Consider the following 24,414-nt stretch of genomic DNA (forward strand, 5'->3'; position numbering starts at 1 on the left):
GCCGGCGACGAGCGCGGTCAGTCGTAAGGCCCTATCCGAGATATTCACGTCCCGAGTACGACTCCGACGCGAGCGTCGGGAACCGCGTGAGCCCCCCGCGTTCGACGCGGTTCACGGTCAGGTCATAGCCGTCGACCGGGTGGTCGTAGACGATCCGGTCGACGTTCCCCCACTGCAGGGTGGGCGGTCCGCCGGGGGAGACCCCGGAGAACACGCGCACCGTGGCCCACGTCCGCTCGGACTGGACCAGCGTGCCGCCCCACGACTCGTAGGTCGGGTTGGTCAGGATGAAGTCCGGCGTGTTCTCCGCCGCGGACAGCCGCACCTGCGGGGTCGGAGCGATCCCGTGCCGCACGGCCACCTGGTCCACGCACGGCCACAGGGCCGCGGAGAGCTGGTCGGCGAAGACCGGCACGGTCGACGACGAGTCCGGCCCGATCAGCGTCTGCACCGACTGCATCGCCGCGAGGTGCGGCGGGGCGACGGCGAGCGCGGTGTCGGGGCCACCGACCTTGTCCTCGGCGACGATCCGCACCGAGCTGGGCCGGTCGGCGGGCAGGAGCACCGGCACCTCCTGCCACTGCCGCGAGGTCAGGCCGGGGGCCGGGTTGACGGTGGTCGCAACGGTCCGCGTCGGCGCGGCCGGCGGGCCGTACCCGTACTCGAGGACCACGCGCTGCTTGTCCGGGTCGTTGCCCGCCACGGGTACGACGACGTTGGTGGCCGGGGTGGGGTCACCGGCCACCGCGGGAGGCAGCGGGTACCAGCCGGTGGTGATCGTGCCGAGGCCGGTGCCGCCCGAGGTCCCGGGGTCGGTGTTGCCCGTGGCGGCGGGGTCGGTGACCGCGTCGTGCCACATCGTCGGGCCCACGCCCGACGGGGCGGGCCCGGGCGCCGGGACCGGGTCGGGGTCGGCGGTGCCGTTGCCGGGCGCGGTGAGCGTGAAGTCCCCGGTGCGGGTCTCGGGGGTCAACGGGCCACCGAGGTCCCGCGGCACCGCGGTCATGGCCTCGACGGAGTTCGAGAGCTGGCACGGCTTCCCGGCCAGCGCCTGCAGCTGCGCACCGGCCACCGACCAGCCGGGCGCCTGCACGAGCGGCGCGTAGGCCATCACGGCGAGCATCAGCCCGGACAGCACGACCACCGACGGCACGAGCACCGCGCGGTCGGGGGTGATCCCGAACGTCGACCGGTGCTGCCGGTGCCGCCACCACGCGAACAGCCCGGCCAGCACCGCGAGACCGACCCACCACCAGAACTGGCGCAGGTAGAGCATCCCGAGGTGCGGGGCGAGCTTCTCGAGGTCGAGCATCGACATGTCGGGGTCGAGGTGGTTGCCGAACGGCTGACCTCGGTCCGAGTAGGGCTTCCAGGTGTTCGGCCCGGCGAACCCGAGCACGGTGGCGCCGGTCAGCAGCGCCACGCTCGCGGCGGTGATGAGCGCCCCGGGCCGGCGCGGGAGCGGCGTCTGCAGCATCGCGAGGGCCAGCAGGACGGTGCCGGGCGCGGCGATCGCGCCGAAGTGGTTCACCCACTTCGTCGGGCCGAGCGCCAGCAGGCCGAGCGCGACGGCCGTCGTGACCGCCGTGGAGAGCGTGTACGCCCGGATCGGGCCGCCGATGGGCCCGCGGCGCCCGGAGCCGATCGACACCACCACGAGCAGCACCACGGTCAGCAGCACCGGGAGCCGCCTGCCCCAGGTCCCGGTCTCGATGAGCGTCCGGTAGTGCGCCCACTCCTCGTACCAGGGGAACGTCACGTAGTACCAGGAGTGGACGTTCGTGGCCTCCATGACGTCGCCCAGGGTGGCGTCGCCGAAGCCGATCGGGATCGCGATCGTCCCGGCCGCCACCACGGCGCCGACGACGCCGAGGCGCGTGCGCCAGCTCGCCGCCTTCAGCCAGCGGTAGAGCCACGGCAGGGTCACGACGACGGGTGCGGCCGCGACGAGGCCCGACGGCGAGACCGTCACGGCGAGCGCCGCGATCGCCGTCGCGGGGATGAGCGGGCCGATCACCTCGCGGCGCCGGGCCACCTCGCAGAGCAGCAGCACCGCGGCGAACAGCGGGACGATGAAGACCTCGGGGCGCAGCGCCATCCCGTAGGGCAGGAACCAGGCCAGGTGGGCGCCCAGCAGCGTCCACGGCACCCATCGTCGTCGTTCGATCCGGCCGAGGGCGGTGGCGAGGAGCGCGCGGAGCAGGAACCACGTCAACAGGCCGAGCAGGAGCGGCAGGATCCGCATCCAGAGCAGGCCCCAGCCGGTGACGCCGATCAGGTTCCCGAGGTTCCCCCAGATCGCCATGAGGTACTGGCTGCCGACGAACGGGTTCTCCGTCGCGTCGAACATGTAGATCTGGTTGCCGATGTAGCCGGTGGGCGACGCGTTCCGGGCCATCAGCAGGTACCACGAGTCGTCGTTCTGCAGTGGCGAGAGGACGACCCACGCGAGGCTGGTCAGCGTCACGGCGATGTCGGCGCCGCCCAGCCGTGGTCGTGTGAACCCGAGTCGGCCCGGTGCGCCCCACCATCGTCGCCAGGCCAGCACGAGAGTCGCGGCCAGCGCGATCGCGTGCAGGATCAGCAGCGTCAGCTTCAGCCCGCTCGGGACCGACGAGTACCGGTCGTCGGTGTGGATCGTGGCGGACAGGCCGGGGGTGCCGGGCGCGGCGGTATCGAGCTCGGCGACCTGCGGGGCCTGGCCCTGACCGGAGAAGAGGGTCTGGCCGTCGCGGGTCAGCGTCGTCGTCGTGCCGTCGGCCACCAGGCGGTACGTGCACGCTGTGAGCGGCAGCACCTCGTCGACGAGGGTGGCGCCGTCGCTGGTGACCAGGACACGGCCGCCGGAGTTCGTGAACGTCAGCCCGCGCCCGGGCGTGCCGGCCGACTCCGGCTCGGTGCGCAGCGCCACGCCACCGCCGCGGAGGGCCTGGCACGGGACGTCCACGCTGATCGACAGCGGGCGGTACGGAGAGAGCGGGACGGCCGTCGTGGTGGCCGGCTCGCCCGCCTTCGGCCAGCTCACGACGGGGTCGTCGGCGGAGACCGGCGCGAACGGGATCGCGACGCCCAGCAGCACCGTGACCGCCGCGAGAGCGGCGAGGAACCATCCGGACCGGACCCGCCAGCGGGTCGGTCGGCGCGGCTCGTCCGGTTCCGCGGGACCCTCCGCGGCGCGCGCGGGGGTGTCCTCGACGACGGCCATGGTCAGGAACGGTAGCGACGCCGAGGTCTCGGTCCGGTGGGGGGCGGCGTGGGCCGGTGAGGACGCCGTACCGGGGGCTCGTACCCTCGGTGAGCGTGAGTGTCGAGGAGAGCACGCCGGAGTCCGGCTCCGACATCGAGACGGCCGACGCGGTCGCCGCGGCGTCGGCGAGCCCGGCCGGGTCTGCGGCCGTCCCCGCGGCGGCGCCCGAGAGGCTCGGGCTCAAGGCGCAGCTGGTGCGGTTCGTCGCCATCGGTGCCGTGGCCGCCTGTGTGGACCTCGGCATCTACCAGTTGCTGCTCCACCTCGGTGTCTGGGCGCCACTGGCGAAGGGCATCTCGTTCATCCTCGGCACGACGACGGCCTACGTGCTCAACCGCCGCTACACCTTCGCCGACTCGTCGGGCGGCAGCGGGAAGTTCCTCGGCTTCGTGATCCTCTACGGCTCGACGTTCGCGGCGAACGTCGCCGTCGCCTCGCTGGTGCTCTGGCTGATGGACGCGCCGAGCGTCGGCACCCCGCCGATCCCGGGCGTCGTGTCCTGGTTCGTCGCGCAGGCGGTCGCCACGACGATCAACTTCATCGTCATGCGCACGGTCATCTTCAAGGACTGACGCCCCCCCCGCGGCGTTCTGAGCGAGGGCCCCTTCGCCCGGACAGATGGGCGAGGGGCGCCCTTGGCCGGAACGCCGGAGCCCCGGCGCACGAGGGGCACAGCGCGCACGTTCGGCGGCTCCGCGGCGTGCGCAGTGCGCCCGTGATCATCAGAGCGGAGCAGGCGCGCGAGGCCCCCGCCGCCGAGCGAGCCCATCCCGCGAACGAGCGAAGGGCCCCTTCAGTCGACTAGATCGACCGAAGGGGCCCCTCGCTCGGAAGAACCCGCCGAACGCCGTCGTCAGCGCTCCGGCGACGGCACACCGGGCGGCGGATCGCCGATCTCGCCGTCCCCGTGCAGGCCCCACACCGTCTTCTGGCCGTGCGCCACGTCCGGCGCCACCGTGTTCGGGGCGTAGGGCTCGAGCCGCTCGATGCGGCCCCAGTCCAGCGTGGGCTCGCCCTGCAGGTACGAGGGCACGTCCTGCTGCTTCTCGAGCAGCTGGATCCAGCCCATCGGTCCGCCCGCGGACGGCTGCGACCACGTCTCGCCGCCGATCCGGAACTGCGAGGCGTCGGCGATGAGGCGGTAGGTCGGCACCTGGGCGATGCCGTCGCGCACGTCGAACGGCTTCAGGCACGGCGACGCGAACTGCACCGGCCACTCCAGGTAGCCCGGCTGCTGCCCGACGGCCTGCGTGAACGGCACCAGCTTCGGCCCGCGCATCGGCGCGACCGCCATCCAGCCGTCGACACCCAGCGAGCGGTCCTGGGCCACGAGCCGGATCTGGTCGGCCTGCGCGCCCTTCCCGTTCGCCAGGTTGACCTTGATCTCGCGCCACGGCGGCTCGCCGCCCGCGCCGTCGTCGATCGGGTCCTGGCCGGTGATCTGGATGCGGCCGTCGGGCAGGTGCTTGGCGTACTGCAGGTAGAGGCTGTTCCCGCCGTTGAGTCGCCCGGCGACGCTGATGACCAGCGGCGTCTGCCCGGTGCGCAGCGAGTCGTCCACCGACTGCCACCCGGTGCGCAGGACCCCGGTGCCCAGGCCGGCCTTGTCGAACGTGCCGAGGGTCTGGCCCGCGAGGTCGTTGCGCAGCGTGTACTCGAACCCGGAGAGCCCGGTGCCACCGCCGACCGGCGGGGTGCCGTCCTGGGCGTGGAAGCCCTCGTTCAGCGGGTTCGGGTCGACGAGCTGGGCGAGCGGGCTCGACGCCTGCACGGTGTCCGGCGCCAGCGTCGTCGGGACCTGGCCCGGCGCCACCGGGGTCTGCGGCGCGATCGTCGGCAGCACCCCCTTGGCGGAGGGCGCGACGCCGTTGAACGGCGGCGCGGGCGGCAGGATCCCGGCCGCGGGGCTGCCTTCGACGCGGACCTGGTCGGCCAGTCCGCACGACGTCGAGAACGGGTGGCGCAGCACGTCACCGCCGAGCGAGAAGCTGTCCCACTCCTTGTCGATGCCCTTGGCCATCGACGCCATCTCGAAGAGCACGAGCAGTCCGCAGACCACGGCGATCGGCGCGGAGCCGAGTCGCAGGGCGCGGGCTCGACGCTCGACGGCACTGCCCGAGCGCGAGCCGCGCACCCGCTTGGCCCGCGTCATCACGGGCGTGACGATCCGGCCGAGCTTCCCGGACGGGACCCACGCCCCGGACGACGGCGGGCGTTCCTCCGGGATGCCGCGGATGTGCTCGATGGCCGCGACGATCAGGCAGACCGCCGCGACGGCGAGCAGCAGCGTCGAGGCCTGGTGGTGGTGGTACGACGGTGACTTGTCGTTCCAGGGCACGCCCCAGTTGTTCGTGTACCACCAGGTGTTCGGGCCGGTGAACGCCAGCGCGAGGGTGGCGAACACCGCGGCCAGGAACAGGGACCGGTTGCGCCGGGAGCGCAGCACGTCCGACGACGTGGCGAGCGCGGTCAGCGCGGCGATGCCGGAGCCGAGCGCGGCGAACGCGCCGAAGTGGTGCGTCCACTTCGTGGGGGTGAGCGCGAGGACGAGGAAGCCGAGCAGCGTGGTGCCGATCAGCCGCTGTGACGGGCCGAGCGCCGCGCCGCGGATGCGGTCCCGCCGCAGCAGCACGACGAGGCACACCGTCAACCCGAGCATGATCAGCAGTACCGGGGCCCGGCGTTCGAGCGAGCCGTCCGCGGAGACCGAGAACAGCGACTCGTACCGGACGACCTCCTGGTACCAGGTGTAGTTCGGCCCGATCAGGAAGCGGACCCGGTTGGCCTCCATGACGGCGGCGAACGTCTGGTCGGCGAAGATCGCGACGAGGACGACCAGCCCGGACGCGAGCACCGGGGCGAGGACCGCCAGCCATCCCTGCTGACGGACCCGCTCCTGGACCAGCCGGAAGAGCGGGCGGGCGGCCGCGAGGAACGGCGCGACCGCCATGAGGCCGGTCGGTGTCGCGGCCAGCGCGAACGCCGCCGCGACGAGACCCAGGGCCACCGGGGCGAGCCGGCGGGTGGCGACCGCCCGTTCGACCGCGCAGAACGCGAGCAGCGCCGAGATGACGGCCACCGGTTCGGGGCGCAGCCCGTTGTTGTACGGCAGCCAGAACATCAGGAACACGCCCGCGGCGGCCCAGCCCGCGGCCTTGGACGCCCGGACCTGCTGGCCCAGGCGGGGCAGCATCTCGCGGGAGATCAGCAGCCAGGACACGATGCCCATGAACACCGAGGGCAGGCGCATCCACAGGACGTTGTCGCTGACCTGCACCCAGACCGAGTAGAGCTCGTAGAACCAGCCGAACGGCGCCTCGGGGACGTTGAACCATCGGTAGTAGTTACCGATGTACCCGGCACTCTCGCGTGCCCGGGCGATCCCGAGGATGTACCCGTCGTCGGAGGTCTGGGAGCCGATCACCGCCCAGACCGCGAGCCCGGCGACGACGATGGCGTCGCGCGCGGTCGGCCGCCACCACCGCCTTGGAGCCAGTCTCGGCGCGCGGCGTCCCGCGCGGTTGTCGAGGGCGTGCAACGCCCACACCGCCCCCAGGAAGCACAGCACGGCGAGCACGCCGGCGGCGGTCTTGAGGATGGTCGCCGTCGTCTGGAACCGGGTGTCCGGGGTGACCGAGACGTTCGTCCCGGCCGTCGGGTCCTTCGTGTTGTCGAGGTCGGAGTAGATGCCGACCACCTGCGGGCGGAAGTCCCCGCCCAGCACCACGTCGGCGCCCGAGCCGAGGTTGATCGTCGTCTGCGTGTAGTCGGAGCTGATGGTGACGTTGCAGGCGCCGCCGGGTACCGGTTCCTGAGCGGCCTGCTGGCCGCGGTCGGTCAGCGTGAGCTGGCCGTTGTCGACGTAGAGCTGCAGCCCGACCTGGGAGCCGTTCGGGGACAACGGCGGCGTCGTCGACAGCACCGTCGCGCGCTGGGCCGACCGGCCGTCGAGGCTGCGCACCGCCGCGCACGGGATCGACGCCGACATCGTCTGCGGGCGGAACGCGACCAGCGGGGAGTCGACCGAGCGGGTCCCCGTCGTCGGGCTCGGCCAGTGGATCGTCGCGGTGTCCTGGACGACCGGCAGGAACGGGAAGACCAGCGCGAGCAGCGTGCCCAGACCGCCGAGCACGATCGCGAGCCAGCGGGTGCGCCGCAGCGTCCGGTCCTGCGGGGGGCCGGCGTCCGGCCCGTCCGGTCCCGGCGGGCCCTCCACGGGCGGGGCCTCGGTGCCGGGGTCGGCCGTCGCCGTGTTCGTCGCGGAGCTGCCTGACGTCAGCACGTGGTGCGTCCTGGCATGTGGTGGTCGACCTCCGAAGTCCTGGCCGGGGAGATCCTGTCGGGGAGCTGCGCCCGATTCACGGGCGCCGGAACCTCTCGCGCCGGCCCATGCGGACCAGGCGCAGCCACTCGCGCAGCGCCGCGGGGTCGCGGCGCTCGACGAGGAAGTACCAGCCGAAGCGCAGGTGCTCGATGGCGCCGAGCTTGCGCAACCCGGGCTGGGCGAGCAGGTAGCCCCGGTTGCGGTAGGTGAAGTACCGCTTCGTCGCGTCGCCGGGGTCCTGGGCGTGCAGGCGGCCGCCGAGCATCGGTTTGAACTCGTCGGAACCGTCGGGGTGGACGTAGGCCGTGGTGAGGCACGTGCCGTAGGGAAGCCCCGAGCGCATGAGACGCCGGTGCAGTTCCGTCTCGTCACCGCGCACGAAGAGCCGGAGGTCCGGGACCCCGACCACGTCGAGCGTCGAGGCACGGAACAGGGCGCCGTTGAACAGGTGCGCGATGCCGGGCATCAGCTCGCCGTCGTCCCCGGCGGAGTAGCCGTCCAGGTCGGCGCGTCGCCGGACCCAGGTCAGCCCCCGGCGCAGCGGGAACGCGAGCCGCTCCGGGTCGGCCGCGTTGGTGATCACCGGCGAGACCTCGGCGAGGTCGCGGCGCCGTGCCACGTCGAGCAGCGTGGCGAGCACGTGCTCGTCGGCGGGGCGCCCGTCGTCGTCGGCCATCCAGAGCCAGTCCGCGCCCTGGGCGAGCGCGGTGAGCATGCCGAGGGCGTAGCCGCCGGCGCCCCCCAGGTTGTGCCGCGACGGCAGGTAGGTCGACGGGAGACCGCACGATTCGACGACCTCCCGGGTCGCCGCGTCCGGCCCGTTGTCGACGACGACGAGGTGGTCCGGACGGCGGGTCTGCTTGGCCAGGACGGCGAGCCCGTCGGCGAGCAGGTCGGCGCGGTGGCGGGTGACGACGACCGCCCAGACGCCCTCGGTGTCGGGGGGCGTCACGGGAGGCCCACGGTCTCGTCCTCGGTCTTCGCGGCGGCATCCGCGTCGGTCGCGGCGGGCGCGGTGGTCGAGCCGTTCGACGTGACGGGGCTGCTCGCACCCGGATCCAGGTCCAGGCGGCGCATCGTCTCGGGGCTCAGCGAGTCGAACAGGTCCCGGCCCTTGTAGGCGCTCACGACCTCCCGGAGCGACCCCTGCTCCTTGATCTCGCCGGTGTCCATCCAGATCGCGGTGTCGCACAGCTCGACGAGGAACTCGTCGGAATGCGACGCGAACACGAGCATCCCGGAGCGGCTGACGAGGTCGCGCAGCCGGTCGCGGGCCTTCTCGAGGAAGGCCGCGTCGACCGCGCCGATGCCCTCGTCGAGGATGAGGATCTCGGGGTCGATGGAGGTCACGACGCCGAGCGCGAGCCGCACCCGCATACCGGTGGAGTAGGTGCGCAGCGGCATCGTCAGGTAGTCGCCGAGCTCGGTGAAGTCCGCGATCTCGTCGACGCGGCTCTCCATCTGCTTGCGGGTCATGCCCAGGAAGAGCCCGCGGATGAGGATGTTCTCGAGCCCGGAGATCTCGGGGTCCATCCCGACGGCGAGGTCGAAGACCGGGGCGACGCGCCCCTCGATCTTCGCGCGGCCCCGCGTCGGCTCGTAGATGCCGGCGAGCAGGCGCAGCAGGGTCGACTTGCCCGCCCCGTTGTGCCCGACGAGGCCCACCCGGTCGCCCTGGCGCAGCGACAGCGAGACGTCGCGCAGGGCCTCGACCACCGGGACCTTGGCGTCGGTGATGTGTCCACCGGCGCGGCCGAGGACGGACTTCTTCAGCGACCGGTTCTTCGCATCGAAGATCGGGAAGTCGACGGAGGCGTTCTGGACGTCGATCGAGACCATGGAGCTCACACCCAGTAGGCGACGCGGGAGCGGTAATTGCGCAGCGCGATCAGGGCCAGGGCCCAGCCGACCACGGTGATGACGCCGCAGACGGCCCAGTGCGTCCAGCTCTGCACCTGGCCCACCAACGGCGCCCGGAAGATCTCGATGAAGTGGTAGAAGGGGTTCAGCTTCGCCACGAAGTCGACGATGGACCGCGGGCTGCCGGCACGACCACCTTTCAGCAGGTCCGTCGTCCAGATGATCGGCGTCATCGTGAAGAAGAGCTGCATGAAGCTGGAGACCACGGGCGGGATGTCCCGGAAGCGGGTCGCGATGATGCCGAACAGCAGCGTCACCCACAGCCCGTTGATCACGATGAGCACGAAGGCCGGGATGGCGAACAGCGCGCTCCAGCCGAGGCCCGGATGCATGACCCCGTTGTGCACCATCTGGTACGGCCGGGTGAGCTCCGGGAAGAAGATCGCCAGCACGATGACGTAGACGACCAGGTTATGTGCGAAGAACAGCACCTGCCGCCAGACCGTGCGGAACACGTAGATCATCAGCGGCGCCGGCAGGAAGCGGATGAGACCCTCGTTGGCGATGAAGGTCTCGGTCCCCTCCAGCACGCAGGCGCTGATGAAGTACCAGATCATGAAGCCGACGGTCACGTACGGCATGAACGTGCCGATCGGCTGATCGAACAGCTGGGAGTACAGCCCGCCGAGCGCCGCCGCGGTCACCGCCATGCTGATGGTGATCCACAGCGGACCGATCGTGGAGCGCCGGTAGCGCTGCTTGACGTCCTGCCACCCGAGGTGGCCCCAGAGCTCGCGCTGATCGATCGCGGCCTTGATGTCCCCGAAGGCCCGCCGCCACGAGCGCGGGGAGGGGGCGCGCAGGTCAGCGGCCGCTGCCGCGTCGTCAGGCCCCGACGGTTCGTCGGCGCCACGTCGCGCGAGTGCTGGGACGGCCACGGCGGGTGAGCGTACTCGGGACGGTCAGAGGTACTGGCCGGTCGTCCCCCCGCCCCCCGACTCGCCACCGGCCTGGGAGGCGGTACTGCCGGAGCCCGCGGGCAGGCCGCGGCGCATCTGTTCCAGCTGCATCCGGGCGGCCATCTGCTGAGCCATGAGGGCCGTCTGGATGCCGTGGAAGAGGCCCTCCAACCAGCCCACCAGCTGCGCCTGGGCGATGCGCAGCTCGCCGTCGGACGGGGTCCGGTCCTCGTCGAAGGGGGCGATGATGCGGGCCAGCTCGTCGCGCAGCTCGGGCGAGAGCGCGGCCTCGAGCTCACGCAGTGACGCCGCGTGGATCTCCTTGAGACGACGCCGGCTCGCGTCGTCGAGCTCGGTGGCGCGGACCTCCTCCAGGAGCTGCTTGATCATCGTGCCGATCCGCATGACCTTCGCCGGTTCCTCGACCGCGCCGGAGAGATCCTCCTGGTCGGCGGCCTCGTCCTCGCGCGGGGACGCCTCGCCGGCGGGGACGCGGACGGTGCCGACGGGGGTGCCGTCCGGTCCGACGATCATGACCTGGTCCCCGGCCGGTGCCTCGGGGTGCTCGCTCATGGGCCCCATCCTGGCCGATGTGGGCCTGCTCCGTCCGAGTTCACGGGCGGGGACTCGAGGACCGGCCTCGGCTACGGCGTGCAGCCGACGTACCGTACTGGAGCATGACGGTGGACGTCGCTCGGGTCCGGGGCCAGGTCCCCGCGCTCGGTGATGGCTGGATCCACCTCGACGCGCCGGCCGGGATGCAGGTCCCGGAACAGGTCGCCACCGCGGTGTCCTCCGCGCTCCGCGCCCCGGTCTCCCCGCCCGGCGGGGTCTTCCCCGCCTCGCAGCGCGGCGGCGCGATCGTCGACGCCGCCCGCCGCGCCGTGGCCGACCTGGTGGGGGCCGAGCCCAAAGGCGTCGTCCTCGGCGCGTCGGTGCCCTCGCTGCTCGAGCGGCTCGCCGAGGTGCTCTCCGCGGGCTGGGCGCTCGGCGACGAGGTCGTGGTCTCCCGCCTCGACGACCGCGCCAACGTCGCCCCGTGGACCCGCGCCGCGAGCCGCGCGGGGGGCGCGGTGCGCACCGCCGAGGTCGACGTCGAGACCTGCGAGCTCCCGAGCTGGCAGTACGACGACCTGCTCGGCCCCCGCACCCGCGTCGTCACCGTGACCGCCGCCTGCGGCCACATCGGGACGCGCACCGAGATCGCGGCGATCGCCCGCAAGGTCCACGGACTGCCCACGCCCGCGTCGGGCATCGAGCCGCTGATGATCGTCGACGCCACGGCCGCCGCGCCCTATCTCCCGCTGGACATGGACACGATGGGCGCGGACGTCGTCGTGCTCTCGGCCGCGGCGTGGGGCGGCCCGGCGGTCGGGGCCCTGGTGTTCCGCACCCCGGAGCTGCTCGACCGCCTGCCCGCCGTCTCGTTCGACGCGGCCGCCCGCGGACCGGAGCGGCTCGAGGTCGGCGACGCCCCGTACGCGCTGTACGCCGGCCTCGTCGCCTCGGTGGACCACCTGGCCGAGCTCGACGACCACGCGTCCGGCTCCCGGCGCGACCGCGTGCTCACCTCGATGTCCTCGCTGCGCAGCCACCACGACGAGCTCACCGCCTACCTCGTCTCCGAGCTGCGCTTCCTGCCCGGCGTGACGGTGCTGGGCGAACCCGCCCGGCGCATCCCCACGATCGCGTTCCTGGTGGCCGGCCGCACCGCCCAGGAGGTGGCCGAGCGGGTCGCCGACCAGGGCGTCTGCGTGCTCATCGACCCCGGCGACCAGGGCGCGCTCGAGGTCATCGGCGGTGCGGAGATCGGCGGCGTGGTGAAGGTCGGCCTCGCGCACTACACCTCGCGGGCGGACGTCGACGCGCTGGTGCGTGCGGTGGCGTCCTGCTAGGTGCGCTCCGCGCTCGTGAGCACTAATTGAGGCTATGGCGTCAATTAGTGCTCACAGGCGCGGAGCGCACCTATCCGGAGACACCCAGGACCAGCTTCCCGACGACGCCGCCCTGGTCCATCAGCTCGTGCGCCCGCGCGGCCTCCTGGACCGGGAGCCGCTCCTGGACGATCGGCCGCACGTGTCCGGCCTCGACCAGCGGCCACAGGTCGTCCCGCACCGCCGAGACGATCCCGGCCTTGCCGTCGGGTCCCTCGACCGGGCGCGCCCGCAGCGACGTCGCCCCCATCGAGAGCCGCTTCGTCAGCAGCTTCGCGAGGTTGACCTCGCCCTTCGCGCCGCCCATCAGCCCGATGATCGCCAGCCGCCCGCCGGTGGCGAGTGCGTCGAGGTTGGCCCCGAGGGTCCGGGCGCCGATGTTGTCGAGGATGAGGTCGACCCCGCGTCCGTCGGTGACCGTCTTCACGCCGTCGACGAGGTCGTCGTGGTAGTCGAGCGCGTGGTCCGCGCCCAGGTCGCGGCAGATCTGCAGCCGGTCGGCGTGACCCGCCGTCGCCAGCACCGTCGCGCCCAGCGCCTTCCCGACCTGGATGGCGTGCGTCCCGATCCCGCCGCTGCCGCCGTGCACGAGGAAGGTCTGACCCGCACGCAGGCCGCCGAGCAGGACGACGTTCGACCACACCGTGCAGGCCACCTCGGGCAGCCCGCCGGCGTCGGTGAGCGACACGCCGTCGGGGACCGGCAGCAGCTGGGCGGCCGGGACCGCCACCTTCTCGGCGTAGCCGCCGCCCGCGAGCAGCGCGCAGGCCGGGTCGCCGACGGCCCACCCGCTCACCCCGGAGCCCACCGCGCTGACCCGTCCGGAGCACTCCAGCCCGGGCAGCTCCGAGGCGCCGGGAGGCGGTGGGTAGTTGCCCTGGCGCTGCATGACGTCGGCCCGGTTGATCCCGGCGGCGACGACGTCGAGGACGACCTCGCCGGGGCCGGGTTCCGGGTCGGGCTGCTCGGTCCACTCGAGGACCTCGGGGCCGCCGAACTCGCGGATGGAGATGCCATACACGCCGGTGGACGCTATCGGTGTGGCCCCGACGGCGCCGGGTGGCCGGACGAACGGACCAACCGGACGGTTCGTTGTGGATACCATGGGGGCATGTCCGGTTCGGAGGAGGAGCCCCGCTGGCTCGACGCCGAGGAGTGGCGGGCCTGGCGGAACTACATCGCCGGGCAGGCCCTGCTCCTCGGTCGGCTGGGTCGGGAGCTGCAGGAGAGCCACCAGCTCGCGTTCGCCGACTACGAGATCCTCGTCCGCCTCTCGGAGAAGACCGACCACCGGCAGCGGATGACCTCGCTGGCCGACGAGGTCGTGGCGTCGAAGTCGCGGCTGTCCCACCAGGTCGCGCGGCTGGAGGCCGAGGGCCTGGTCCGGCGGGAGGTGTGCGACTCCGACGGCCGCGGCGTGTTCGCCGTCCTCACCGAGGAGGGCTTCTCGCGCCTGCAGGCGGCGGCGCCGGACCACCTGCACGGGGTCCGGGAGCACTTCGTCGACCTGCTCGACGACGAGGAGCGGCGCGTCATCGGCGACGTCTTCGAGCGGATCGTCGCCAAGCTCCGCTCCTGATCATCCCGCCCCCGGGTGGCGACGGCAGGTGCCTCCGTTGCTTACGCTGACCGGCGGAAGCGTGGCAGAGCGGCCGATTGCACCCGCCTTGAAAGCGGACGTACCGCAAGGTACCGGGGGTTCGAATCCCCCCGCTTCCGCCGACGCTCAGCTCCACGCCGGGAGCTGCTGCAGCGCCCAGGTGTTGCCGTCCGGGTCCGAGAAGTAGACGAACGAGCCCCAGGGCTGGACGTCGACATCGCTCGCCCCGACCCCGCGCCCGACCAGCTCCTTCCGGGCGGCCTCGGCGTCGGCGACGACCATCTGCAGCCCGAGCTGGCTGCCCGGCGGCATCGTCGTGATCCCGACCCCGAGCACGATCGAGCACGCTGATCCGGGCGGGGTGAGCTGGACGAACCGCAGGGCATCGTTCACCTGGTGATCGTGATCGGCCACGAATCCGACCTGGTCGACGTAGAAGGCCTTCGCACGATCGACGTCGCTGACGGGCACGGCCACGAGCTCGAGCTTCATCTCCATGCCCGCGACGCTAGGAAATGAGGCGGTCAGGAACGGTCCTCATGAGTCGGAGTCGTCGGAGTCGTCGGGCGGATACGGGCGGGACCCGCGCTCCCGGTACTCGTCGAGCCGTCCGGTGCCCTCGATCCGGTCGACGCCCATGATCTGCTGGATGAACCGCGCCTTCTGGCGCTTGACCTCGTCCTCCAGGGCCTCGTCCACGGCGGCGGCGAGGTCGCTCTCCGCCGGTGGGTCCTGGTCGTCGCCGCTGGTGCTCTCGTCGTCGGGCATGGGCCCTCCCCGGGGTATGGCGCTAGGCCGAGGGTAGGTGTCCGACGCCGGGGCCGAGAAGACGTCGCCAGGACGACGGCGGGGGTGTCACGCTGGATCCGTTCGGGGAGGAGCAGCCCTTCCCCGCCGGGAATGAGGCACCGTGCTCCTTCTGATCATCATCGCCGCCCTGGTCATCTGGCTCCTGCTGGCGGTCCTCGGGTTCGTCATCAAGGGCCTGTTCTGGCTCGCGATCATCGGGATCATCCTGTTCCTCGTGACCGCGGCCTTCGGGGCGTCCCGGCGCTCGGCGTCGCGCCGCTGATCGTCTACAGCCGATTGCACCCGTCGTATGTGGGGTAAAAGGCGTAGTGAATGCGCCCGGACGCGCCAGCGTCCGGCCCTTCACCGATGCCGACACACGACAGCAGGAGGCTGAGATGGCCGGCAAGTTCGAGGTCTACGAGGACCGGGCCGGGAAGCACCGCTTCCGGCTCAAGGCCGGGAACGGCGAGATCGTCGCGCAGGGCGAGGCGTACGAGACCAAGTCGGCCGCCCACAAGGGCTGCGAGTCGGTCCAGAAGGCCGCCGCCGACGCGAAGATCGTGGAGGTCTAGCCCCTCGGGAGCGCCGGCGGCCGGTCCTGACCGGCCGCCGGCGCACCGATCACGACCGACAGCCGGCCAGGAAGACGTCCACCGCGTGGTCAGCAGCGGCATCGATCTCCGCCGGAGCGATCGTCCGAGGTCGGAACATCCCCTCGTCGAGGGTCCGGCCGAGCAGCAGGAACGCGAAGTCCGCCGCGGCCCGGTCGGGGTCGGTGACGCGCAGCAGACCCCTGGTGCCCAGGCCGGCGAAGAGCGCGCCGAGCGCCGCCAGCACCCGCTCGGGCCCCCGCTCGTAGTACGACGCCGCGAGCTCCGGGAACCGGACCGCCTCGCTGATCACGAGCCGTCGCAGCGCCAGGACCTGCGGGGTCACGACGACCGTCAGGTACCGCCGCGCGAGCGCCCGGAGCGCCGCATCCAGATCGGCGCCGGCGGGGACCCCGTCCATGGCGCTCGGTAGATCGGCCGCGAACGCCTCCGCGGTGGCGGTCACCCCGAGGACGATCTCGCGGAACAGGGTCTCCTTGTCGCCGAACTGGTTGTAGACGGTCTGCTTGGACACCGACGCCGCCGACGCGACCTGCTCGGTGCTCGTCGCCTGGTAGCCCTGACGCAGGAACAGGTCGGTCGCCGCCCGGGCGATCGCCGCCCGCCGTCCGCTCGTGTCGCGCCGGGCCGGCCCGGCGTCGCGAGCCGGAGGATGCGGGCTGATGCGCAGCAGCAGCCCGTCGTCGGACTCCGTCATCGCACCGTGCCTCCCGAAACAATGGACCGGACAGTACCGGGAGCAGTACTGTCCGGTCCATGAGCGGTACCGATGAGTCCAGTTCGAGCGGTACCGTCCGGTCCACCGAGAAGGCCACCGGCCCGTCCGGCAGCCCCCTGGTGGGGCGTGGCGACGCGGACCGCACCGCGGCGATCACCCGCTCCCTGCTCGGGTACGGCCTGCTCGCCGGACCCGTCTACGTCGTCGTGGGCCTGGTCCAGGGCCTCACCCGCGCTGGCTTCGACCTGAGCCGTCACGACCTGAGCCTGCTCGCGAACGGCCCGCTGGGCTGGATCCAGATCGCGAACTTCGTGGTCTCCGGGCTGATGACCGTCGCCGCCGCCGTCGGGATGTCACGGGCCCTGCGGGTGCTCGGGGGCGGGCCCGGCTCGGCGTGGGGACCCCGCCTGGTCGGCCTCTACGGGCTCGGCCTGATCGGGGCGGGCGTCTTCGTCGCCGACCCCATGAACGGCTTCCCGGCCGGGACCCCCGACGGGCCCGCCACCACGGTGACCGTCGGCGGTATCGGCCACCTCGTGGCCGGCGGACTCGGCTTCCTCGGGCTCATCGCCGGCGCGCTCATCCTTGCCCGCCACTACGCGACCATCGGGCAGACGGGCATGGCCTGGTTCTCCCGGATCACCGGGGTGCTCTTCCTCGTGGCCTTCGTCGGCGTTGCGAGCGGGTCCGCGAGCCCGGTCGTCGTCCTCGGGTTCTGGGTTGCGGTGATCCTGGCGTGGACATGGCTCGCGGTCGTCTCGCTCGACCTCTACCGCCGGACCCCGCTGCTCACACCCGCCACCCCATGACGCCGGCCCGTCGATCCGCCACGATGACCGGGTGACGACGACGGCGGGCCCGGTGGCCGACCTCGAGCGTGCCCTGCACGCGACGGCGACGATCATCGACGGCGTTCCCGACGACCGGCGCGCCGCGCAGTCGCCGTGCGCGGGCTGGACCGTGACCGACGTCGTCGAGCACGTGCTCACCGGGAACCTGGTGGTGGCGCGGGCCCTCGGCCCGGATCTCGCGGACGCCCCGGAGGTCGCCGAGTCGCTGGCCCCGCGGTTCCGCAGCTCGTCCGAGGCCCTCGTCGCCGCCCTCTCGCTCCCGGACGCCCTCTCCGGCACCGTCACGGTGCCGTTCGGGACGGTCCCCGTCCCGGTCGCCGTCGGACTGCGGACGGTCGAGGCGCTGGTCCACGGGTGGGACGTGGCCGTCGGCTCCGGTCAGGACACGGGGGCGCTGCCCGAGGATCTCGCGGTGGCCGGGATCGCGTTCACCGAGTCGATGTTCACGACGACGGACCGGGCCCGGCTGCCCTTCGCTCCCGCCGTTGCCGTCGACCCGGCGGCCCCGGCGATCGAGCGGCTCGCGGGCCTGCTCGGACGCACCGACCCCCGCGGGTAGCCGCTCAGGACGCCCGGAGCTCCCGGCCCCGCAGCAGGAGCAGGTAGCCGATCAGCATCACGGTGCCCACCAGGCCCATGAGCAGCACCGAGAGCCCGATTCCGACGACCCCGGCCAGCGCCGCGCACACCAGCACCCCGACGACGCCGAACGCCACCCAGCCCGGCGCGAGCGAGCCCGGTGCCCAGGTGAGCCGCCGCAGGCCGGTGAGCACGAGCAGGACCAGCGCGATCGGGATCGCCACCGCGAACGCCGCCGTCGTCGTCGAGATGTGGGACGTGTGCTCCTCGGCGTCCACCGCGACCTCGAGGCCCGCCCCGACCGCGGCCACGCCGGCGAACACGACGTAGTGGCCGTAACCCCACAGGAACGCCACCCGCTGGGTGGTCAGGCCCTCGTCGTCGCCCGCCAGGAAGTACACCCACCACAGCCCGACGACGACGAGGAGCCCGCCGATCCCGAGCAGCAACAGGGAGATCGAGAAGCCGCGCTCGGACAGCGCCGGACCGAACGCGCCGGTGATCCCGAGGATCACCTCGCCGAGCACGATCAGCGTCAGCAGCCCGTAGCGCTCGGCGATGTGCTCGGCGTGCCAGGTCGTGCCGCCGGTCGCCGACGCCATGGCGTGGGTCTCGCGCGACTCGGCGAACGGCGGGAGCGACACCTCGCAGATCACCAGCACGACGAAGCCGATGAACGACCACGGCGTGGGGACGAAGACGAGCCCGATCCAGAGCAGCTGGATGACGGCGAGCCCGGCGGCGTAGACGCGGGTGACCGGGGCGCGGGCCGGGTCCTCGTGGGCGGCGCGGAGCCACAGCGCGATCATCGCGATCCGCATGATCGTGTAGCCGAGGACGACGGTGCCGATGTCGAAGTGCTCGAACGCCGCCGGGATGCCCACCGCGAGCACGAGGACGCCGGCCATCTTGAGCACGGTCAGCACGCGGTACAGGGCGTCGTCGCAGTCGTACGCCGACGCGAACCAGGTGAAGTTGATCCAGGCCCACCAGATCGCGAAGAACACGACCAGGTAGCCGAGGCCCCCCGCCAGGATGTGGTCCTCGCTGATGGCGTGATGGAGCTCGGCCGCGGCGCTGGAGATGGCGACGACGAACGTGAGGTCGAACAGGAGCTCCAGCGGCGACGACGCGCGGTGCTCCTCGTACGGGTTCCGCGCCGTCATCGGGCGGTACCACTCGGTGCGCGGGCTGGTCACGTCGTGATCCTCCCGGATCGTCCGGTGTCAGCGCGACGGCACGGGTCTCAGCGCGACGACACGAAGTCCCGGGCCGGGGCGCGGACCACGTCGTCGGGCCCGATCGGGTCGGGCACGGGCCGGTCGCCGCCCTCGAGCACCGCCCGGACACGATCGGCCAGCTTGTGCGCGACCGTGCGGTAGAAGCGGCGCTGGGTGACCCGCCCGAACACCGTGAACCCGACGGCGAGCACCGGGTTCCGGATCGTGGCCCGCGAGGAGACCCCGGTGATGACGAACTCGACCCGGCCCGTCGTCGTGTTCTTGACGACCTCGTAGACCAGCCGGCCGCGCTCGAGGTGGTGCTCGAGCGTCCGGTAGCTCCAGCCCCAGGCCCGCTCGGTCGCCCCGTCGGCGCGCTCACGGGTCTCGTCGATCTCCGCGTCGACCCGAACCCCCATGGGCAGGCGCAGGACGAGGAACCGCCCCTCGAGCAGCATGTCCCGCCCGACCAGCGGCGCGCCCGAGTGGAACATCGCGGACATGATGTGGCGGTCGGAGAACTCGTAGTCGCGTACCAGCGCGCACGCGATCTCCCAGGGGCCGCCCGGCTCGGGGTCGCCCGGGTCCTCGACGGCGAGGGTGTGCCGGAGCCGGTCGTGGTGCCAGCCGTGCCCGCCGGCCGCGCCCGGGTCGTAGTTGAGCGCGTAGCCGGCGATCTCGGCGAGTCCGGCCGCGGGGTCGGAGACGGGGGAGAACCGCCAGGTCCGCATCGCGCTCCCTCCAGCACATCGGTGATCGCCGGGCATCGTCGCAGCCCGGCCGTTCGCCCGCCCGCCGCGCCCCGCGCCCCGTCGACCGCCGGCCGTTGACTGCTCACCCGGGTCGTACGCAGCTCTCAGCGACCCCTCAGCCGCCCTCCGTAGCGTCCGGCGCCGATGACCATCGTCGAGGAGCGTCCGCGGCAGACCCCGGCCGCCGCGGCCCCCGCCGCTCCGCCTCTCCCCTCCGCCGCGCCCTCGGGGCGGCTGCTGCAGCCGGCCTCGTCCGGCGAGCGGCGTCTGAGCTGGGACGTCATCCGGGTCCTCGCGGTGATCAGCGTCGTCGTGCAGCACGCCACGTTCACCGCGCAGGGCGTCATGCCGTGGCTGGTCTCGCCGCCGTTCACCTGGAGCGTCGAGGCGGGCGCGAACACGCTGATGGTCATCTCGGCGTACTTCGTGTGCGTGACGATCGCGAAGCGCCGGCCCGGCCGGTGGTGGTGGCAGCGGATCGCCCGGCTGGTGCCCGCCTACCTCGTCGCGGTCGTGGTCACCTACGGCGCCACGCTCCTCGCCGCGGACTACGGGTACTGGCGCCCGGGCGTGCGGGACCTCGTCGGGAACCTGCTGCTCGTCCAGAGCTTCGACCCGGCCGTGACGTACATGGACCACTCCTACTGGACGCTGCCGCTGCAGATCGGGGTGTTCTCGCTCGCGGCGCTGGCGGTCGGCCTGCTCGGGCGCGACCTGTGGCGTCACCCGGCGGCGCTCCCCTCGCTCGCGTGGGCCGGGGTCATCGCTCCGGTGCTGCTCGCGGAGTGCGCCACCGGCTGGCTCGCGACGCTGTCCGACGGCTTCGTGATGTGGCGCTGGCAGCTCTTCGCGATCGGGCTCGCGATGTGGCTGGCCAGCACGCGCCGCATCTCGCTGACCCATCTCGCCGCGCTCACGGCGGGAGGAGTACTCGCCGAGGCGATCATCACGCCCGACGTCGACTCCGCGATCGTGCTCGCGCTGGCCGTCCTGCTGGTCGCCGCGGCGACGCTCGGCCCGGACTGGAACTTCCTGCGGCGGGGTCCGCTGCCGCGGATCATCGGGTGGCTCGCCGGGATCTCCTACGGCGTCTACCTCATGAACCAGCAGATCGGCTACTTCTTCGCCTGGCTGGCGCAGGACCGGCTGGGGATCACCGGCTGGGGTCGGATCGGTGGCGTGCTCCTGCTCGCGGTGCTCCTCGGCTGGCTGCTCACCCGCCTCGTCGAGCGCCCGGCGCACCGGCTGCTGACGCGGTGGCCGCGCCGGCGCCCGTCGGGTGCTGCGCCTGCTCAGCCCGGGAACGACGACGCCGCGTCGATCAGCAGGTCGTTCTCGTCCGGCGCCCCCGCCGAGATCCGCACGCCGTCGGGGGAGAAGCCCCGCACGACCACCTTGTGATCGAGCGCGTGGTCGGTGAACGCCTGGGCCCGCTCGCGCAGGGGGAGCCACAGGAAATTCGCCTGCGAGTCGGGGACCTCGTAGCCCATCCCGCGCAGCGCGGTGGCCATCCGGCCGAGCTCGGCGACCGCGCCGCGGGCGTCGTCGAGCAGGTCGTCGAGGACGTCGAGCGCGGCGATCGCCGCCGCCTGCGCCGGGGTGGACACCGAGAACGGCACCGACACGCTCTTCAGCGCGGACGCCAGGTCGGTCGGCCCGATCGCGTAGCCCACCCGCAGGCCGGCGAGACGGTGCGCCTTGGAGAAGGTGCGCAGGACGACGACGTGGGGGTGCGCGTCGAGCAGCGTGAGCCCGTCGGGGACCTCGGAGTCGGAGACGAACTCGCGGTAGGCCTCGTCGAGCACGACCAGCACGTGGTCCGGGACACGGGTGAGGAACGCCTCCAGCTCCGCGCGCCGCACCGCCGTCCCGGACGGGTTGTTCGGGTTGCAGACGAACACGATGCGGGTGCGATCGGTGATCGCGTCGGCCATCGCGTCGAGGTCGTGCACGTGGCCCGGGGTCAGCGGCACCGGCACGGCGGTCGCGTGCCCGATCAGCGTCACGATCGGGTAGGCCTCGAACGACCGCCAGGCGAACACCACCTCGTCGCCCGGCGAGCACACCGACGACACCAGCTGCTGGCACAGCGCCACCGACCCGCAGCCGACCGCGATCCGCTCCGGGGGGACGTCGTGGTGCTCGGCGAGACGCCGGGTCAGCGCGCTGACCGAGATGTCCGGGTACCGGTTGCCCGCGGCCACCGCATCGGCCACCGCCGCCTGCACCGACGGGTGCGGGGGGAGCGCGACCTCGTTGCTCGCCAGCTTGACCGCCCCCGCGACGGTGCGTCCCGCGACGTAGGCGGGCAGCGAGGACAGGTCGGGGCGCAGCGGCGTCGCGTCGGTCACCCCTCCACGGTAATCCGCAGGTCACGGTGGCCGTTGTTCATCCGGCCTCTTCCCACCGTCCGGAATACGACGTGGAAGGCTGGTGACCATGACGACCCGCACGGAGACGATCCCGCTGGTCGACGACACCGAGCTCGCGGTGACCGTCGGCGAGCCCGAGGCGGCGGTGCGCGGCGGCATCGTCGTCCTGCACTCCGCTCGCGGGGTCACCGAGCGCACCGAACGGATCGTGGAGGGGCTCGCGGGCGAGGGCTGGCTGGCCGTCGCCCCGCACCTGTTCCACCGCGAGGGAGCCGCCCGGTTCGACGACGCCGCCTCGGTGTCGGAGGGCGCCTCCCGGGTCTCGGGCGCGTCGGTGCTCGCCGACTCGGACGCCTCCTTCGGGTGGCTGGCCGACAAGGGGGTGCCCTCGGACCGGATGGGCGTCCTGGGCTTCGACCTGGGTGCCACGGCGGCGCTCGTCGTCGCCTCCCAGCGGGCGCTCGGGGCGGCGGTCACGGTGGCCGCGGCCGGCGTGCAGGCCCCGCTCGCCGACGGGCTGCCGGCCCTGCTCGACGTCGTGGGGGAGCTCACCTGCCCGTGGCTCGGGCTCTACGGGGAGACCGGGGACCCGGTCGACCCCGACGACGTGGACCGGCTCCGCGAGGCCGCGCACACCTCCGGCGCGGTGGTCGACGTGGTGGTCTTCCCGGCGGCCGAGCACCGGTTCGACGCCGACGAGGCCGCCCCGGTGCAGCCCGACCCGCTCGAGGAGCAGGACGGCGAGGGGACCCGGTCGGAAGCACGCAACCGCGTGCTGAACTGGTTCGACGCGCACTTGCGCTGACACGCCGCGGACGGCGGCGGCAGCGAGGCCAGAGGACGTGGGTGTGACGACGACGCAGGATCGCCCCGACGAGGGGGAGCTCCGGAAGGAACGGCGCCGGCGCGCACGCATCGCCCGGGTGGTCGTCTGGGCGGCACGCCTGGTCGGCCTGCTGGCGATCATCTCGATCTTCGCCCCGGCCGCGCGGCGGCGCCTGGAGCCCGCCTCGTGGTTCGGGCTGCCGGTCGAGGCCTCCCTCGTGGGCACGGTCATCCTCGCGACGGCGGGCGTCGGGCTGATGCTCCTCGCCACCGGCCTGCGCCGACGCAAACGACGGGCATGGCAGCTCGCGGTCCTGATGTGCGTGGTGATCATCGCGTCGCACGCGCTCGGACGTCACCCGCTCCCGCCGCTCGTGGTGGCCGCCATCCTCCTGATCGGGCTGCTGCTGACCCGTCGGGAGTTCGACGCGGTGCCCGACCCCGTGGGCCGGTTCGTCGCGCTCCGGCTGGTGGTCCAGCTGCTGGCGGCCGGGCTGGTGATCGTCACCGCGATGCTGGTCCTGGTGCGGCCGACGGTGCTGGTCGGGCACCCGTCGCTCGGTGAGAAGATCTCGCACGCGGCGCTGTCGCTGATCGGGGTCGAGGGCCCCGTGGAGTTCCAGCTCGTCTGGTACGACGACCTCACCGCCGCCGTCGGGCTCACCTTCGGGATCGGCGCGCTCGTGCTCGGCGGCTACTTCCTGCTGCGCTCGGCCGAGCCGCGCCCCCAGCTCTCGCCCGACGACGTGGCCGGCATCCGCGGGCTGCTCGAGCGCCACGGGTCGGCGGACTCGCTGGGCTACTTCGCGCTGCGCCGCGACAAGTCGGTGGTGTTCTCGTCGTCGGGGAAGGCGGCGGTGGCCTACCGGGTCGTGACGGGCGTGGCCCTGGCGTCCGGGGACCCGCTCGGCGACGTCGAGGCGTGGCCGGGGGCGATCGAGGAGTTCGTCGCGGTGTGCCGGCGCTACGGGTGGGTGCCCGCCGTGCTCGGGTGCTCCGAGCAGGGCGCCCGGGTGTGGTCCCGGGAGGCGGGCCTGGACGCGCTCGAGCTCGGCGACGAGGCCGTCGTGGACGTGGCCACGTTCTCGCTGCAGGGCCGCGCGATGCGCACCGTGCGGCAGGCCGTCTCACGCATCAAGCGCGCCGGGTACGAGACCACGGTCCGGCGGCTGCACGACGTGCCCGCCGCCGAGCTCGCGACGCTGCGGGCGTGCGTGGAGCGCTGGCGCGGCGGCCCCGACGAGCGCGGCTTCTCCATGGCGCTCTCCCGCGCGGCCGACGCCGAGGCCGATCCGCAGGCGGTCGTCGTCGTGGCCTCGGAGGGGGGCGCGCCGAAGGGCCTCCTGCAGTTCGTGCCGTGGGGCGGCGACGGGCTCTCGCTCGACCTCATGATCCGCGATCCGGCGGTCACCGAGAACGGGCTCAACGAGCTCCTGATCACCGACCTGCTCGCGGCGTGCCGGGGGCTCGACGTCGCGCAGGTGTCGCTGAACTTCGCGGTGTTCCGCTCCGCCCTGGAGCGGGGCGAGCGGATCGGTGCCGGGCCCGTGGCGCGGCTGTGGGCGCGCGTGCTGCGGATCGCCTCGCGGTGGTGGCAGATCGAGACCCTCTACCGGTTCAACGCCCGGTTCGGGCCGGCGTGGGTGCCGCGCTTCCTCGCGTTCGACGCGGTGCGCGACCTGCCGCGGATCGCCGTGGCCGCCTTCGAGGCGGAGGGCTACGGCGGCAGGCCGCCCGCGCTGCTGCGGCTGCTTCGTCGCTGACGCGACC

The 24,414-nt window shown here is 73.0% G+C and carries 23 protein-coding genes and 1 tRNA gene; 11 read left to right on the top strand and 13 right to left on the bottom strand.

What is annotated here, in order from left to right:
• Positions 1-31: 31 nt before the first annotated feature.
• Positions 32-3,205 (bottom strand): arabinosyltransferase domain-containing protein, encoded by a 3,174-nt coding sequence (locus tag LQ327_RS08100; protein WP_230731374.1) that lies wholly within the window; start codon positions 3,203-3,205, stop codon positions 32-34.
• A 95-nt stretch (positions 3,206-3,300) separates the two neighbouring features.
• Here LQ327_RS08100 and LQ327_RS08105 point away from each other — a divergent pair, with 95 nt between their 5' ends.
• On the top strand, positions 3,301-3,819 hold the full coding sequence (locus tag LQ327_RS08105) for a GtrA family protein (RefSeq protein ID WP_230731376.1): 519 nt from the start codon (positions 3,301-3,303) through the stop codon (positions 3,817-3,819).
• Between the two features lie 281 nt (positions 3,820-4,100).
• Here LQ327_RS08105 and LQ327_RS08110 read toward each other — a convergent pair whose 3' ends face one another.
• The 5 genes from LQ327_RS08110 to LQ327_RS08130 all read right to left on the bottom strand — a co-directional run bounded on the left by LQ327_RS08110 (position 4,101) and on the right by LQ327_RS08130 (position 10,963).
• Positions 4,101-7,529, bottom strand: a complete 3,429-nt coding sequence (locus tag LQ327_RS08110; RefSeq protein ID WP_230731386.1) for an arabinosyltransferase domain-containing protein — start codon at positions 7,527-7,529, stop codon at positions 4,101-4,103.
• Positions 7,530-7,605: 76 nt separating this feature from the next.
• The gene (glfT1, locus tag LQ327_RS08115; RefSeq protein ID WP_230731388.1) at positions 7,606-8,523 is read right to left on the bottom strand and encodes a galactofuranosyltransferase GlfT1; all 918 of its coding nucleotides are present in this window, start codon (positions 8,521-8,523) and stop codon (positions 7,606-7,608) included.
• Complete coding sequence (gene wzt / locus LQ327_RS08120) at positions 8,520-9,410, bottom strand: galactan export ABC transporter ATP-binding subunit Wzt/RfbE (RefSeq protein WP_230733174.1); 891 nt, start codon at positions 9,408-9,410, stop codon at positions 8,520-8,522. Before wzt ends, glfT1 begins: the two co-directional genes overlap by 4 nt.
• A 5-nt stretch (positions 9,411-9,415) precedes the next feature.
• Positions 9,416-10,294: a galactan export ABC transporter permease subunit Wzm/RfbD gene (gene wzm, locus LQ327_RS08125; protein ID WP_269069694.1), complete on the bottom strand. Its 879-nt coding sequence runs from the start codon at positions 10,292-10,294 to the stop codon at positions 9,416-9,418.
• A 99-nt stretch (positions 10,295-10,393) separates the two neighbouring features.
• Positions 10,394-10,963 (bottom strand): bacterial proteasome activator family protein, encoded by a 570-nt coding sequence (locus tag LQ327_RS08130; RefSeq protein ID WP_230731389.1) that lies wholly within the window; start codon positions 10,961-10,963, stop codon positions 10,394-10,396.
• A gap of 104 nt (positions 10,964-11,067) precedes the next feature.
• Here LQ327_RS08130 and LQ327_RS08135 point away from each other — a divergent pair, with 104 nt between their 5' ends.
• Positions 11,068-12,285: a cysteine desulfurase-like protein gene (locus LQ327_RS08135; RefSeq protein ID WP_230731392.1), complete on the top strand. Its 1,218-nt coding sequence runs from the start codon at positions 11,068-11,070 to the stop codon at positions 12,283-12,285.
• Between the two features lie 70 nt (positions 12,286-12,355).
• On the opposite strand, the gene LQ327_RS08140 is transcribed toward LQ327_RS08135, so the two are convergent.
• Positions 12,356-13,345, bottom strand: coding sequence for an NAD(P)H-quinone oxidoreductase (locus LQ327_RS08140; RefSeq protein WP_230731394.1), 990 nt, complete (start codon positions 13,343-13,345; stop codon positions 12,356-12,358).
• A gap of 90 nt (positions 13,346-13,435) precedes the next feature.
• Here LQ327_RS08140 and LQ327_RS08145 point away from each other — a divergent pair, with 90 nt between their 5' ends.
• Positions 13,436-13,903 carry a MarR family winged helix-turn-helix transcriptional regulator gene (locus LQ327_RS08145; protein WP_230731404.1) on the top strand — a complete coding sequence of 156 codons (468 nt, stop codon included), beginning with the start codon at positions 13,436-13,438 and terminating at the stop codon, positions 13,901-13,903.
• A gap of 55 nt (positions 13,904-13,958) precedes the next feature.
• Positions 13,959-14,043: transfer RNA gene (locus LQ327_RS08150), tRNA-Ser, on the top strand.
• 7 nt (positions 14,044-14,050) lie between these two features.
• Here LQ327_RS08150 and LQ327_RS08155 read toward each other — a convergent pair.
• Positions 14,051-14,422, bottom strand: coding sequence for a glyoxalase superfamily protein (locus tag LQ327_RS08155; RefSeq protein WP_230731414.1), 372 nt, complete (start codon positions 14,420-14,422; stop codon positions 14,051-14,053).
• A gap of 39 nt (positions 14,423-14,461) precedes the next feature.
• The gene (locus LQ327_RS08160) at positions 14,462-14,692 is read right to left on the bottom strand and encodes a hypothetical protein (RefSeq protein ID WP_230731415.1); all 231 of its coding nucleotides are present in this window, start codon (positions 14,690-14,692) and stop codon (positions 14,462-14,464) included.
• A gap of 142 nt (positions 14,693-14,834) precedes the next feature.
• Between LQ327_RS08160 and LQ327_RS08165 the strand changes: the two genes are divergently transcribed.
• Both LQ327_RS08165 and LQ327_RS08170 read left to right on the top strand, forming a co-directional pair.
• Entirely contained in the window at positions 14,835-14,996 is a 162-nt protein-coding gene (locus LQ327_RS08165; protein ID WP_230731417.1) for a hypothetical protein, read from the top strand.
• A gap of 115 nt (positions 14,997-15,111) precedes the next feature.
• Complete coding sequence (locus LQ327_RS08170; RefSeq protein WP_230731418.1) at positions 15,112-15,288, top strand: YegP family protein; 177 nt, start codon at positions 15,112-15,114, stop codon at positions 15,286-15,288.
• Between the two features lie 49 nt (positions 15,289-15,337).
• Here LQ327_RS08170 and LQ327_RS08175 read toward each other — a convergent pair whose 3' ends face one another.
• Entirely contained in the window at positions 15,338-16,024 is a 687-nt protein-coding gene (locus LQ327_RS08175; RefSeq protein WP_230731420.1) for a TetR/AcrR family transcriptional regulator, read from the bottom strand.
• 59 nt (positions 16,025-16,083) lie between these two features.
• Here LQ327_RS08175 and LQ327_RS08180 point away from each other — a divergent pair, with 59 nt between their 5' ends.
• Together LQ327_RS08180 and LQ327_RS08185 are read left to right on the top strand one after the other, a co-directional pair.
• Positions 16,084-16,854, top strand: coding sequence for a DUF998 domain-containing protein (locus LQ327_RS08180; RefSeq protein WP_230731422.1), 771 nt, complete (start codon positions 16,084-16,086; stop codon positions 16,852-16,854).
• 31 nt (positions 16,855-16,885) lie between these two features.
• Positions 16,886-17,455 (top strand): TIGR03086 family metal-binding protein, encoded by a 570-nt coding sequence (locus LQ327_RS08185; RefSeq protein ID WP_230731424.1) that lies wholly within the window; start codon positions 16,886-16,888, stop codon positions 17,453-17,455.
• A gap of 4 nt (positions 17,456-17,459) precedes the next feature.
• Here LQ327_RS08185 and LQ327_RS08190 read toward each other — a convergent pair whose 3' ends face one another.
• Complete coding sequence (locus LQ327_RS08190) at positions 17,460-18,674, bottom strand: low temperature requirement protein A (protein WP_230731426.1); 1,215 nt, start codon at positions 18,672-18,674, stop codon at positions 17,460-17,462.
• 47 nt (positions 18,675-18,721) lie between these two features.
• Positions 18,722-19,426 (bottom strand): DUF1990 family protein, encoded by a 705-nt coding sequence (locus tag LQ327_RS08195; protein ID WP_230731428.1) that lies wholly within the window; start codon positions 19,424-19,426, stop codon positions 18,722-18,724.
• Positions 19,427-19,591: 165 nt separating this feature from the next.
• On the opposite strand from LQ327_RS08195, the gene LQ327_RS08200 reads away from it, so the two are divergent.
• Positions 19,592-20,848: an acyltransferase family protein gene (locus LQ327_RS08200; protein ID WP_230731430.1), complete on the top strand. Its 1,257-nt coding sequence runs from the start codon at positions 19,592-19,594 to the stop codon at positions 20,846-20,848.
• On the opposite strand, the gene hisC is transcribed toward LQ327_RS08200, so the two are convergent.
• Positions 20,740-21,798, bottom strand: a complete 1,059-nt coding sequence (hisC, locus tag LQ327_RS08205; protein WP_230731432.1) for a histidinol-phosphate transaminase — start codon at positions 21,796-21,798, stop codon at positions 20,740-20,742. The two genes, LQ327_RS08200 and hisC, sit on opposite strands and share 109 nt — an antisense overlap.
• An 88-nt stretch (positions 21,799-21,886) precedes the next feature.
• Here hisC and LQ327_RS08210 point away from each other — a divergent pair, with 88 nt between their 5' ends.
• Entirely contained in the window at positions 21,887-22,624 is a 738-nt protein-coding gene (locus tag LQ327_RS08210) for a dienelactone hydrolase family protein (protein WP_230731434.1), read from the top strand.
• A gap of 118 nt (positions 22,625-22,742) precedes the next feature.
• Positions 22,743-24,407 carry a phosphatidylglycerol lysyltransferase domain-containing protein gene (locus LQ327_RS08215; RefSeq protein ID WP_230733185.1) on the top strand — a complete coding sequence of 555 codons (1,665 nt, stop codon included), beginning with the start codon at positions 22,743-22,745 and terminating at the stop codon, positions 24,405-24,407.
• The last annotated feature ends 7 nt before the right edge of the window (positions 24,408-24,414 follow it).

Source organism: Actinomycetospora endophytica, assembly GCF_021026375.1.
GTDB classification, from domain to species: domain Bacteria; phylum Actinomycetota; class Actinomycetes; order Mycobacteriales; family Pseudonocardiaceae; genus Actinomycetospora; species Actinomycetospora endophytica.

Excerpts from the sequence above, each read along its gene's own strand:
- LQ327_RS08135 (WP_230731392.1), top strand. The coding sequence starts at position 11,068 with ATGACGGTGGACGTCGCTCGGGTCCGGGGCCAGGTCCCCGCGCTCGGT.
- LQ327_RS08180 (WP_230731422.1), top strand. The coding sequence starts at position 16,084 with ATGAGCGGTACCGATGAGTCCAGTTCGAGCGGTACCGTCCGGTCCACC.
- wzt (WP_230733174.1), bottom strand. The coding sequence starts at position 9,410 with ATGGTCTCGATCGACGTCCAGAACGCCTCCGTCGACTTCCCGATCTTC.
- LQ327_RS08130 (WP_230731389.1), bottom strand. The coding sequence starts at position 10,963 with ATGAGCGAGCACCCCGAGGCACCGGCCGGGGACCAGGTCATGATCGTC.
- LQ327_RS08145 (WP_230731404.1), top strand. The coding sequence starts at position 13,436 with ATGTCCGGTTCGGAGGAGGAGCCCCGCTGGCTCGACGCCGAGGAGTGG.
- LQ327_RS08200 (WP_230731430.1), top strand. The coding sequence starts at position 19,592 with ATGACCATCGTCGAGGAGCGTCCGCGGCAGACCCCGGCCGCCGCGGCC.
- LQ327_RS08195 (WP_230731428.1), bottom strand. The coding sequence starts at position 19,426 with ATGCGGACCTGGCGGTTCTCCCCCGTCTCCGACCCCGCGGCCGGACTC.
- LQ327_RS08210 (WP_230731434.1), top strand. The coding sequence starts at position 21,887 with ATGACGACCCGCACGGAGACGATCCCGCTGGTCGACGACACCGAGCTC.
- LQ327_RS08170 (WP_230731418.1), top strand. The coding sequence starts at position 15,112 with ATGGCCGGCAAGTTCGAGGTCTACGAGGACCGGGCCGGGAAGCACCGC.
- LQ327_RS08155 (WP_230731414.1), bottom strand. The coding sequence starts at position 14,422 with ATGGAGATGAAGCTCGAGCTCGTGGCCGTGCCCGTCAGCGACGTCGAT.
- LQ327_RS08160 (WP_230731415.1), bottom strand. The coding sequence starts at position 14,692 with ATGCCCGACGACGAGAGCACCAGCGGCGACGACCAGGACCCACCGGCG.
- LQ327_RS08175 (WP_230731420.1), bottom strand. The coding sequence starts at position 16,024 with ATGACGGAGTCCGACGACGGGCTGCTGCTGCGCATCAGCCCGCATCCT.
- LQ327_RS08100 (WP_230731374.1), bottom strand. The coding sequence starts at position 3,205 with ATGGCCGTCGTCGAGGACACCCCCGCGCGCGCCGCGGAGGGTCCCGCG.